An 11,889-nucleotide genomic window follows, 5' to 3' on the forward strand; every position below is an offset into this window, starting at 1 on the left:
TCTTTGTTCGGTTTTTGTAACAGATTGTTTGCGGCAGGCGCAGAAACCTATAAAGTTAACCTTTCGGTCAGCTTTGCACTGTCAACTCCAGCCTTTTGTTTCCAGCGAAAGCGCTCCTGCAAGGATCGAGACCCCCAGAACATAACTAAAAGGGCGGACCCATAACCGCCCAGAGGATGATCCATGTCCAACCGTGATATCTCCCGGCGCTCGTTCCTTCAGGGCGGGCTGGTGGCGGGTGTGAGCGTGACGCTTACACCGCTCAGCACCCAGGCGCTGGCTGCCTTGATGGAAAACAGCGTGACCGTGCCGTCCGAGCAATGGCTGGGCAACAACGGCAAGGCGCGCTCGCGTAACGACGCCTTGTCCAAGGTCTGCGGCAGCAAAGTCTTTGCCCGCGACATCCGCGCCAAGGACATGCCGGGCTGGCCGCAGCAGCAGGGCCACGCCATGTTGCTGAAGACAACCAAGGCCGATCGCATCTACGCCGGCTACGATCTGTCGTGGCTCGGTGCCGACTTGCAGCCTGACCGCATTGTGACCGCCGCCGACCTGGACAAGGACGGTATCGTCTTCCCGGAAGAACACGCGCCGGATCCGCTGCTGCCGGAAGGCAAGGTGCCGATGTTCATCGGTCATCCTGTGGCGATCCTGATCTGGAACGACTTCGAGCGTTTCCGCCAGGCCAAGGCCAAACTCAAATTCAATGACAAAGCCATCCGTTACGGCGCCCAGGTGCCGTACTACGAACGTGACCCATACGGCAGCTTCCGCTACGTGCGCGTCGGCGGTGCGACCTCGGCGGACGAGGATGAATTCGCCAGCCTCAAGGATTCGATCCTGTTCCCGATGCTGAAAAACCGTCGCCCGGTATGGAATTCCCAGCCGGACCTGCACGGCAACCTGACCGAGCGCGGGCTGTTTTACGCCGACCGGATGCAGCAGCAAATCGACGCGCCGCCCGACAACTGGCTGGTGTTCGACGAGCGCTACAAAACCCCGTCGATTGAACCGGCGGCGATGGAACCGGACAACGGCAACGGCTGGTACGACCCGGCCACCAAAACCTTGCACTTTGTCGTCGCGACTCAGTGCCCTCTGGAAGCCGCCACCGAAACCGCAAAAATGATCGCGCCATCGCGCTTCGGCCTGGCGAGCCTGAACATGCACCCGGGCTACACCGTTGGTTACGGTTCCAAGGACCACAACATTTTTGTCTACTACGCAGCCCTCGCCGCGTTGTATGGCGCCGGTGTCCCGGTGCGCCTGGCCAACGACCGCTATGAGCAGTTCCAGAGTGGCATCAAGCGTCACCCGTTCGACATCCGTTACCAATTGGCGGTGGACAAGAACGATCACAGTTTCCAGATTTTTCGCGCCGAGATGAACGTCGATGGCGGCGGGCGGATCAACTACAGCCCTTCGGTGGCGGCGGTTGGCGCCACGGCAGCGCAGTCGATTTACTACATGCCGCAGAACGATTTGCAGGTCACGGCCTACCATTCCCGCGCGGTTGAAGCGGGTTCGATGCGCGGTTACGGCACCCTGCAGAGCATGGCCTCGACCGAGATGATGGTCGACGAAATCGCCGGGCGTCTGGGCATCGACGCCATCGACCTGCGCAAGAAAAACGCCATGCTCTCGGGCATGAAAAACACCCAGGGCGCGGTGCCGGCCGGGGCGTTGCGCTTACACGAGATTCTCGACAAAGCGGCTGCCCACGACGTCTGGAAAAACCGCGACCAAATCAAAAAGACGCGCGAAGCCGCTGACCCGGATAACTGGTATGGCGTGGGTTTTGCCATCTGCCAGAAAGACTTCGGCACCGGTTCCGAGGCACCGATGGCCAGCATCGAATTCACCGCCGAAGGCCACGTGACGTTGCGCCATATCGGCATTGAAATCGGCACCGGCATGTCCACCTCGCAAGCGCTGGTGGTGGCGGATTTCATCGGCATTCCGGCCACGCAAGTGAAGACCGGCGAAACCGAATGGCAAGAGTTGCAACTGATCACTGGCGGCAACCCTTACGTCATGAGCCAGGCCGAGCAGGATGGTTTTTTGCGCAACCCACGTTGGGTCGGCAAACTGGCGTCGGCCTCGTCGGCGACCAATTCTGCGTATTACTTCAGCCACGCCACCCGTGAAGCCTCTCGGGTGCTGTTCAACCACGGCCTGTGGCCGGCGGCGTTGCAGATCTGGGGCCAAGGCCCTTACGGCGGCCAGGCCAACCCATACGTGGTGCGCCGCGAAGACGCACATTGGGTGGACGGCAAACTCACCGCCAACGGCATGCAGCCGCTGAGCTTTGAGCAATTGGCCAAACATGCCCATGAAAAAGGCCTGGTGACCGGCGCTACCGTGCACGGCTTCAACCGCTGGAGCTGGGCCGAGGCCGATTACAGCATCGACGGCGTGCGTGAACGCCTGCCGCTCGACGGTCTGGCCGTGAAGTACGGCGACGGCGCGCCGAAGGCGAAACTGGCGCAAATGACCAGCAACGGTTTCCACCTGCTGGATCGCCAGAACGTCCACTACCCGGACACCCAGTTGAACAACGCGGCGGTGACTTACTACAGCCCGGTCGCGACGCTGGTGGAATTGAAAGTGAACAAGGGCTCCGCCGACGTGCAAGTGCTCAACCATCACTCGTGGGTCGAGTGCGGTCGGGTGCTGGTGGAAGAGCTGGTCAAGGGTCAGCTCGAAGGCGGGATCGCCATGGGCATTGGCCATGCGTTGATGGAAGAGATGCCGCTGTACGAAGGCGGGCCGGGGGAGGGTGACTGGAATTTCAACCGTTACCGTTTGCCGATGGCTCGCCACGTTGCGGTGTGGAACCAGACGGCTGAAATCCTGGCGCCGCTGTCGCCGAGCGACCCGTCCAAGGGCATTGCCGAAGTGGTGATGATCCCGATTGTCGGCGCCATCGGTAACGCCGTGGCCCACGCCATCGGCAAACGTGTCCGCGACCTGCCCATCACTTCTGCGCGCATCAAGGAGGCCCTCAATGGCTAACCGTCCGTTTCAACTGACCCTCAACGGTCAATCCGTCGGCCCGGTGGACATCCCTGATGACCTGCCGATGATCGATTACCTGCACGAATACAAAAACCTCACTGGCTCGCGCCTCGGCTGCGGCCAGGGCATTTGCCACGCCTGTGTGGTGATCGTCGACAACCCGGACGGCACCAGCGAAGAAGTGCGCACCTGCATCACGGGGGCACACTATTTCGAAGGCAAAAAAGTCCGCACCATCGAAGGCCACGCAACCCGCGACGATCAGGGTAAAGTCACTGAGCTGAACCCGATCCAGCAGCGTTTTGTCGATGAATTCGCCTTCCAGTGCAGCTACTGCGCGCCGGGTTTCGTCAATGCCGCGACCGTGCTGGTCGAGAAGCTGCAGCGTCAGCCCATCGTCAAAAGCCAGCTGGAAAAAGTCATTGAGGACAGCCTCGGCCACCACATCTGCCGCTGCACCGGCTACGTGCGTTACTACAACGCGACCCGCAACGTGCTGACCGATCTCGGCCTGGTCAAGGAGGGTTAAGCATGAAGCAACTACTTTCCCGTCTTGCGCTGGCGGTTGGCCTGGCTACGCCGGTGTTGTTGGCGCACGCGGATGATCAAGTCAAACGCGGCGAATACCTCGCCCGCGCCGCTGACTGCATGGCCTGCCACACCGCACCGGGTGGCGCACCGTTTGCAGGCGGTCTGCCGATCATTTCGCCGTTCGGCACCATCTATGGCACCAACATCACCCCGAGCAAAGAGCACGGCATTGGCCTGTACACCGATGACGAATTCTTCGCCGCGCTCACCGAAGGCAAACGCCGGGATGGCGCGAATCTGTACCCGGCAATGCCGTACACCTCGTACCACCTGATGCCCCGTGCAGATTCGGACGCGATCCATGCGTACCTGAAAACCATCGAGCCTATCGAGCGTGCGGCGCCGGTTACCCGCCTGAGCTTTCCGTTCAACGTTCGTCTGGGCCTGATGGGCTGGAACATGCTCTACGGCAAGGATGTAAAACTTGCCCCGACCGAGGGCAAAAGTGAAGCATTCCAGCGTGGCCAATACATGGTCGAGGTGCTCGGCCACTGCGGCGAATGCCACACGCCTCGGGGCTTGCCCGGCGCAATGCAGCAGGATAAACGCCTGACCGGCGGCCTGCTCAATGGCTATCTGGCACCCAGCCTGTTGGCCAATGACCTGGCCGCTCGCGGCTGGAATCATCAGGACCTGAGCACGTTCCTCAAGCACGGCATGAGTGCCCAGGGCACGATGTTCAATGAGATGTTCCCGGTGTTCCACAACAGCACCCAGGGCCTGAGCGATCCGGACATGGCCGCCATGGCGACTTTCCTGCTGGGCGATCAACCGCCGGTGGCCAAGGTGCTGAGCGAGACGTCGCTGGACGCCATGAGCCCAAGCGCCCAACGCGGCCGCCAGGACTATCTGAACGTCTGCGCCGGTTGCCACGCGCCGAACGGCGAGGGCAAGCCGCACATCGCGGTGGCCATGCGCGGCAACACCACGCTGCGCCTGGAAGACCCGCGCAACCTGCTGCGGGTGATCGAGGACGGCATCGGCGAGCAGCAATTCACCGGGTTCGAGCGCATGCAACCGATGCCGGGCTTTGCCGACAAGCTCAATCACCAACAGCTGACCGACCTGCTCAACTATCTGCGCCAGGGTTGGGGTGGCCAGTCGAGTGAGCTGGCGGTCAGCGACGTGCAGAAGTTGCAGGCCGATGCACCGCCAGCCGAGCACAAGGCGCACTGACACCTAGCATCTGCTGCAGGATCCCGATGGGAACCGGGTTAATCTGTTTTCAACGCCTGAACAGCTCAGACAAATGGCTGCCCACTGAAACCGCGTGGCAGGCGCTGCAGCCCAGGCAAGTCGGTGAGGCGTTGCGTCCAGGCACTGCGCCAGTCAACGGCAGTATGGGTTTTGGCTTTGCGCGCGGAGCGGCGGGCAGCGTTGCGCTGGGTGCGGCGCGCTTCTTTGTAGGCGTCGGTATTGCGGCAGGTGCGGCATTTGACTCGGTTCAGCTCGGTGCTGGACGTGAGGTTGGTGCCGTGATGGCCGCAAGCCAGATGCCCGGCGACCTTGAAGTGAGTGACCATGTAAGCGTCTCCTTCTTATGGGGGTACGCGCGGCCATAAAGCAGCGGCGGCGCGTGGGCAGGGCGCGGGCAAACAACCCCGCACCCTCAGGGTTGTGACCTCGCAGGCGGCGCGGCGTTCGGTTTTATTCCGGGGGCAGTTCACGTTACCCTGCGGTGCCAACAATCATGAAAAGGAGTGAGTGATGAGCGTCGAAACCTTGCCGCTGGAAGGCAGTTGTCGTTGTAACCGGGTGCGTTTCAGTGTGAGTTTGCCGCCGGTAATCACCATGGCGTGCCATTGCAACGGCTGCCAGAAGATGACCGCCAGTGCGTTTTCCCTTAGCGCGTTGATTCCGGCCGCAGGCTTCACCGTGACCCAGGGTTGCCCGGTGATAGGTGGCTTGCACGGCGTGGACCGCCATTATTGCTGCCCGCACTGCATGAGCTGGCTGTTTACGCGCCCCCATGGCATCGATGAGTTCGTCAATGTGCGCGCAACCTTGCTGGATAACGCCCGCGACTATGTGCCGTTCATGGAAACCTGGACCAGCGAAAAACTGCCTTGGGCCGCGACGCCGGCGCTCGAAAGCTTCGCGCAACTGCCCGAGCCGCAGGACTTCCCGCGCTTGATGCAGGCTTACGCCACCTTCAGTGCCCGCTGAGTTCAATCAATCAGGGCCAGCAAGTCGGTATCACCGACGTCCACGCCCGCCTGGGTCAGCAACGTGGTTGCCTGGCCTCGGTGGTGGGTCTGGTGGTTGAAAAAATGCACCAGCAGCGCGAAGAACGACTTGTGGTTCGCCACGCCGCGCATGTTGTGGTACTGCAGGCGCTGGTCCAGATCGGGCTCGCGCAGGCTGTTGGCCCAGTCGATGATCAGTTGGTCCAGCCAGGTGCGGCGGGCCGCCAGCTCGCGCAGGTTGGCGAAAGCCAGTTGCTTCAAGTCAGAGGGCGTGGCAATCGACGTTAATGGCGCCAGCCGGGCAAAGCCTGTCGGATGCTCGGCAAATCGCTTGAGCCACACCGTGTCCCCCAGCGTCAGGTGATTGAGTGTGCCGAGGATCGAGCCGAAGAACGCCTGCCGGTCCGTGGTCAGCTCTGCGTCGGTAAGCTGGCTGGCGGCGGCATAGACTTTGCGGTTCATCCACTGGTTGTAGTCAGCCATCAACACTATGTGCTCAAGACGGTTCACAAGGTTTCTCCTTCAACGTGGTGAGGCCATCATAAGGCGTGCCCGCTCGGCGGTCTTGGTGTTCCTGCGCAGGCGGGCTATGGTTGTTGAACGCCAATATTACGCTGCGGGAGAGTGACACCATGAATACCGGCAATTTACTGGAACAACTGCTGCGTGCCAGCCAGCAAGGCGGCGGCTCAGGCGGTGCGCAGGGCGGTGGGCTCGGCGGCCTGGGTGGCTTGCTGGGCGGCCTGTTGAACAGCTCCGCCAGCGGCACCAACGCTTCGGCAGGCGGTGGGCTGGGTGGTTTATTAGGTGGCCTGGGCGGATTGTTGGGCGGTGCACCTGCAGGTGGCACCCCCCAAACGCGCTCCGGTGGGATGAACTACGCAGCATTGGCCTCCTTGGGCATGGCGGCTTTCCAGGCGTACCAGGCCTGGCAACGCCAGCAGGCCAGCGCACCGCAGCAAGCCATCCAGACGGTTGACCAGCTAGATGGTCAGGAAGCTGAAGCTCATAGCCATGCGGTGTTACGCGCTCTGATTGCGGCAGCGAAGGCCGACGGCAGTATCGATGACAACGAGAAGCAAATGATCTCAGCCGAGATAGGCCGCCATACCGACGACCCTGAGTTGCAGCAGTGGCTCGACGAAGAAGTCGCCAAGCCGCTGAATGCCGCCGATTTTGCCGAATATGCCGCTGACCCGGCGCTGGCGACCGAGGTCTACCTGGCCAGCGTGATGCTGGTCAATGACCAGGCGCCGAAGGAGCGCAGCTATCTAGACGAACTGGCGGCGCAGTTGCGACTCGAACCAGAGTTGCAACTACACCTGGAGCAGCAAGCTAAAAAACCTTAAAAACGCACGGTCGCGCCGGTGGTCAACCATTGGTTGTGATCACCGGTGAGGCTCTGCCCGACCACTACATCCACATCCAACAGCTTGCCCACATGGAACCGCGGCCCGGCCTGCCAAGCCTGGTCGCCGCCTTCCTGGCCGTAGCGCTCCCCGATCAGCGTGAGCGCGTCTGCCAACTGGTACTCAAAGCCTGCGCCCCACGTCAGGCGGTGGTTTTGTTCACCGCCATTATAGGCATGGGTCCAGCCGCCATTGAGGCTCAGGCGCAATGCCTGCACCGGTTGCCAGGTCAACGGTACATTAAAGTCCGCGCCGTCGAATGCATGCTGGCGGTCCAGGGCAAAGTGGCTGGTGGCAGACACCGCGATTTGCAGCCCCAACGCCTCCTGCGACCACACTTGGGCCTTTACCTGCGGGCTGATTTGCGTCTCGGCTTCCCCCGCATTGCTGGCGCGCGACAGTGCTGCACTCCATTCCACGGCAGGTAGCGCGCTGAAGGTACACGCCGGGTTAAGCGTCTGGTTATGAATGTTGCCTTGATGCCGGTTGGCGGTGTACCAGGCGTCGACGCTGCACTCGCCCGGATCGTTGATCCCGCCGTCGTCGACCACGTAGGAGCCGCCGGCCGCCTGAGCTTTTGAAAACAGCGCGATCAGTAAAATAAGGCCCAGTGTGGTGCCGATAAAGATCAGGTTACGTTGCAGCGCGCGGCGCTTGGCCGGTGGCAGCAACAGCAGGGTGTGGCGAGCGCCGCGATAATGGCGCGCGCGATATTTGGCAAACCCGTCGTGACGGTCAGGGCTGTGTTTTTTGTGCATGATGCACCTCGCTTGAATTCAGCTTTCTACGGTCAGCACCGAAATGCCGCTGGCTTTGGCCTGGCAGACCAGCTCCGAGGTGTCGTCACCACCCGGCAGGGCGATGATCACGTCGGGGCGGCTGTCGGCGAGCATGAAATGGTTGCGCTGGCGTTCCGCCTGCTTGCCGTGGCGTTGCCAATTGGGCGGGTAGCGCACCACGTCGATGCTCATTTCCCGCGCCCATTCCTCGATGTCGCTGCCCAGGAACTGGTTGCCGCCGTGTATCAATACCTGCACCGGGCGCAAGCGGTGGTAGGCGTCCAGCACTTGGCGGGTCTTTTTGGTGTCGGCGTAATGACGACCTGCACAGATCAGGATGCGCATAGTCAGGGTCCTTGTGATGCACGGTGGCGATCGGGCGACCGCCACCGTTTAAACGGCGGGGGTGATCAGTACCACTGCTTGAAGCGGCGGATGTAGATCGTTTTCATCAGTTGAGCCACGCAGCAGTAGGCGAGCAGGGTACCGACCAGCCATGGGAAGTACGCCAGCGGCAGCGGCTCCAGGCCCACCAGGGTGCCCAGCGGCGAGAACGGCACGTAGATCCCCAGGCAGATGACGATGGTGGTCATCATCAACACCGGCCAGGCAGCCGTGCTCTGGAAGAACGGGATCTTGCGGGTGCGCAACATATGCACCACCAGGGTTTGCGAGAGCAGGCCCTCGATAAACCAGCCGGACTGGAACAGCGTCTGCATTTCTACGCTGTTGGCACTGAACACGTACCACATCAGCGCAAAGGTGGTGATGTCGAAGATCGACGAGGTCGGCCCGATCCAGATCATGAAGCGGCCGATGTTTTTCGCATCCCACTTGCGCGGCTTGGCCAGGTATTCCTTGTCCATCTTGTCCCACGGCAAGGCCAGCTGGGAGATGTCGTACATCAGGTTTTGCAGCAGCAGGTGAATCGCCAGCATCGGCATGAACGGGATGAACGCACTGGCCACCAGCACCGAGAACACGTTGCCGAAGTTGGAGCTGGCGGTCATATTCAGGTACTTCATGATGTTGCCGAAGGTTTCGCGGCCCTTGAGCACGCCTTCTTCGAGCACCATCAGGCTCTTTTCCAGCAGGATGATATCGGCCGATTCCTTGGCGATATCGGTGCCGCTGTCCACCGAGATACCCACGTCGGCATCACGCAGCGCCGGGGCATCGTTGATGCCGTCGCCGAGGAAGCCCACTGTGTGGCCGTTGGCCTGCAAGGCTTTGAGCACGCGGGACTTCTGCAGTGGCGTGAGCTTGGCAAACACTGTGCGTTCTTCGACGCGACGCAGCAGCGTGGCGTCGTCCATCGCTTCGATTTCCACACCCAGCAGCGGCTGGCCGGGCTCCAGGCCGACCTGGCGGCAGATCTTGCTGGTGACCACGGCGTTGTCGCCGGTCAACACTTTTACCGCTACGCCGATTTGTTGCAGTGCGGCAATCGCCGGGCCTGCGGTTTCCTTGGGTGGATCAAGGAAGGTCAGGAAACCCTGGATCACCAGGTTGCGTTCATCGGCGGTGGTGTATTGCTGGCGCGCCATGGATTTAGGGATATTGCGGGTCGCGACCACCAAGACGCGGAAGCCGTCTTCGTTGTAGTCGTTGGCCAATGCCAACAGTTCTTCACGACGTTGATCATCCAGCGGCACGGCGGTGCCACCTTCGAGCGTGTGTGTGGAGATGCTCAACATCTCTTCCACGGCGCCCTTGCACACCAGCAACTGGTCGCCGGCCGTGTCGCGTACCACAATCGACAAGCGACGGCGTACGAAGTCGAACGGCAGTTCATCGACCTTGCTGTAGGCCAGTGGCAACTGGAACTTGGGGTTCTGCTCCGAGAACTGCACCACGGCCTGGTCCATCAGGTTCTTCATGCCGCTCTGGTGGAAGCTGTTGAGCCAGGCCAGGGACAGCACTGCGTCATCACGCTGGCCAAAGGCGTTGACGTGATGCTCAAGGATGATCTTGTCCTGGGTCAGCGTGCCGGTCTTGTCGGTGCACAACACGTCCATCGAACCGAAGTTCTGGATCGCATTGAGGCGCTTGACCACCACTTTGCGCTTGGCCATGGCGGTAGCGCCTTTGGCCAGGTTGGCGCTGACGATCATCGGCAGCATTTCCGGGGTCAGGCCCACGGCCACCGCCAGGGCAAACAGGAACGCATCGCCCCAGTCACCCTTGGAGAAGCCATTGAGGAAGAACACGATCGGCACCATCACCAGCATGAAGCGGATCAACAGCCAGCTGACGCTGTTCACCCCACGGTCGAAGGCGGTTTGCACGCGGGAGCCGACAATTGCCTTGGCCAGGGAGCCGAAGTAAGTGCGCGGCCCGGTAGCGACCACCACGGCCTTGGCGCGACCGCTGACCACGTTGGTGCCCATGAAGCAGATGTTCGGCAGGTCCAGCAGGTTGCCTTGGTCGGCCGCCAGTGTAGAGGCGGATTTTTGCGTGACGTCGCCCAGGGTGTCGTACTTCTCTACCGGCAAGGCTTCGCCGGTCAGCACGGCCTGGCTGATAAACAGGTCGCGGGATTCGATCAGGCGGATATCGGCCGGAATCATGTCGCCAGCAGACAGCTGCACGATGTCACCGGCGACCAGGTCGCGCATCGGTACTTCGCGCAGGATCGGCTGGCTGCCGACTTGCTCGCGGCGCAATACGGTGGCGGTGGTGCGCACCATGGCTTTGAGGGCTTCGGCGGATTTGGCCGAGCGGTGCTCCTGCCAGAAACGCAGCAGGCTGCTGAGCAGCACCATGGTCATGATGATGATGACCTTGGTCAAATCCACTTCTTCACCGGCCTGCAATGGTAACCAGTAGTCAGTGACAAAGCTGATCCCGGCGAGCGTCAGCAGTACATAGATGAACGGGTTGTTCAGTGCCTGCAGGAACTGGACGATGGCGTGAGGCGGCTTGTCGTGGGCCACTTCGTTGTAGCCTTCGCGTTGCAGACGTGCCGAGGCGTCCAGTTCGGTCAGGCCGTCCTGGGTGGCACGCACATTGGCGAGGGTGGCCGACAGGCCGTTCTGGGCTTCACGGGCGGCACGCATCGACAGTTTGGTGTCGGTGTCGGTGCCATTCTTTTTGTGCAGAGGCGTGTTTTTTACGGCGCTCATTGTCTGTACTCCTGTCGCCAATTCTCGACAAAACATACCCGGTACTTACCTGAATACAGGCGAGCGAAAGCATGCCGAGCCGCGGACTTCGCGATCGGTTTAAATAGGGTGTTCACATAACTTCTACAGCGCCCGCCAAGTGCGCGTTAGTTAACTGGCGCGCAGCGGGCTACTACTGGATGTGTTCATAACGAACTCCAGAATAATTATCAGGAAGTTGCTGTTTCCAGCTGGTTTAAGCGGCGCGATTGCTCAGGTAAAAACCGAGCAACAGGCTGGCTTGAGCCAGGGTGGAAACCTGAGGTCTCTGTGGGTCTTGAGGGTCGGCGTGGTCCCAGTGCTGCAGCAATTGGCCGCTGGCAGGGCAGACACGCCAGTGCGCCAGCGGGGGAGCTGGGCGCAGCTGATCTTTACTGGCTAGGGGAGAGGGTGCAGCAAAGGCCGAGCGGGTAGGTGAAAAGCCAGCGGGCTCGCGGCACAGCTTGGCGCGCAGGGCTGCGGCTAGCGTGCGAATGTCAGGCAAAACAATCAGTTGAAAGGTCATAACACACCTCGGGACCGGACGGGCGACCGGTGAGGCAGTTACGGTGGAGCATCAAGCTCTAGCGCAGCTTACCGGACCTGGAAGGCGAGTCCTGTCATATTCTGGGTTTGGCGCCCGATGCCCGCGTGAACGGTGCTCGGACAGCGACTAGATACTGTGTCCATTGGCTTCTTTTGTGAGGTTTAAAAAAGGCCCCAGTTGTGGGCAGGGGCAATCTACTTAGCTGGTTGCAAAATG

The 11,889-nt window shown here is 61.1% G+C and carries 11 protein-coding genes; 5 read left to right on the forward strand and 6 right to left on the reverse strand.

Annotated elements, in window-relative coordinates:
* Positions 1 to 183: 183 nt before the first annotated feature.
* From HX790_RS22540 to HX790_RS22550, 3 genes are read left to right on the forward strand one after another with little or no spacing between them, the layout of a single operon-like run.
* Positions 184 to 3,015 carry a xanthine dehydrogenase family protein molybdopterin-binding subunit gene (locus HX790_RS22540; protein ID WP_176992175.1) on the forward strand — a complete coding sequence of 944 codons (2,832 nt, stop codon included), beginning with the start codon at positions 184 to 186 and terminating at the stop codon, positions 3,013 to 3,015.
* The gene (locus HX790_RS22545; RefSeq protein ID WP_017138848.1) at positions 3,008 to 3,547 is read left to right on the forward strand and encodes a (2Fe-2S)-binding protein; all 540 of its coding nucleotides are present in this window, start codon (positions 3,008 to 3,010) and stop codon (positions 3,545 to 3,547) included. The genes HX790_RS22540 and HX790_RS22545 overlap by 8 nt, the downstream gene beginning before the upstream one ends.
* Before the next feature lie 2 nt (positions 3,548 to 3,549).
* Complete coding sequence (locus HX790_RS22550) at positions 3,550 to 4,785, forward strand: cytochrome c (RefSeq protein WP_176992176.1); 1,236 nt, start codon at positions 3,550 to 3,552, stop codon at positions 4,783 to 4,785.
* 65 nt (positions 4,786 to 4,850) lie between these two features.
* Here the strand turns inward: HX790_RS22550 and HX790_RS22555 are convergent, their stop codons facing one another.
* Entirely contained in the window at positions 4,851 to 5,132 is a 282-nt protein-coding gene (locus HX790_RS22555) for a hypothetical protein (protein ID WP_017138846.1), read from the reverse strand.
* A gap of 184 nt (positions 5,133 to 5,316) precedes the next feature.
* Here HX790_RS22555 and HX790_RS22560 point away from each other — a divergent pair, with 184 nt between their 5' ends.
* The gene (locus HX790_RS22560; protein WP_017138845.1) at positions 5,317 to 5,775 is read left to right on the forward strand and encodes a GFA family protein; all 459 of its coding nucleotides are present in this window, start codon (positions 5,317 to 5,319) and stop codon (positions 5,773 to 5,775) included.
* 2 nt (positions 5,776 to 5,777) lie between these two features.
* On the opposite strand, the gene HX790_RS22565 is transcribed toward HX790_RS22560, so the two are convergent.
* Entirely contained in the window at positions 5,778 to 6,305 is a 528-nt protein-coding gene (locus HX790_RS22565; protein ID WP_176992177.1) for a DinB family protein, read from the reverse strand.
* Between the two features lie 122 nt (positions 6,306 to 6,427).
* Between HX790_RS22565 and HX790_RS22570 the strand changes: the two genes are divergently transcribed.
* A complete protein-coding gene (locus HX790_RS22570) occupies positions 6,428 to 7,144 on the forward strand; it encodes a tellurite resistance TerB family protein (protein ID WP_176992178.1) in 717 nt (238 codons plus the stop codon).
* On the opposite strand, the gene HX790_RS22575 is transcribed toward HX790_RS22570, so the two are convergent.
* The 4 genes from HX790_RS22575 to HX790_RS22590 form a co-directional block, all read right to left on the reverse strand.
* Positions 7,141 to 7,962, reverse strand: a complete 822-nt coding sequence (locus HX790_RS22575; protein ID WP_176992179.1) for a hypothetical protein — start codon at positions 7,960 to 7,962, stop codon at positions 7,141 to 7,143. The two genes, HX790_RS22570 and HX790_RS22575, sit on opposite strands and share 4 nt — an antisense overlap.
* 18 nt (positions 7,963 to 7,980) lie before the next feature.
* Complete coding sequence (locus HX790_RS22580) at positions 7,981 to 8,328, reverse strand: DUF2493 domain-containing protein (protein ID WP_026013827.1); 348 nt, start codon at positions 8,326 to 8,328, stop codon at positions 7,981 to 7,983.
* 65 nt (positions 8,329 to 8,393) lie between these two features.
* Positions 8,394 to 11,108, reverse strand: coding sequence for a magnesium-translocating P-type ATPase (gene mgtA, locus HX790_RS22585; protein WP_176992180.1), 2,715 nt, complete (start codon positions 11,106 to 11,108; stop codon positions 8,394 to 8,396).
* Positions 11,109 to 11,343: 235 nt separating this feature from the next.
* The gene (locus HX790_RS22590) at positions 11,344 to 11,652 is read right to left on the reverse strand and encodes a hypothetical protein (protein WP_099549718.1); all 309 of its coding nucleotides are present in this window, start codon (positions 11,650 to 11,652) and stop codon (positions 11,344 to 11,346) included.
* Positions 11,653 to 11,889 lie beyond the last annotated feature (237 nt).

It is taken from the genome of Pseudomonas sp. IPO3747 (assembly GCF_013385245.1).
Classification (GTDB): Bacteria; Pseudomonadota; Gammaproteobacteria; order Pseudomonadales; family Pseudomonadaceae; genus Aquipseudomonas; species Aquipseudomonas edaphica.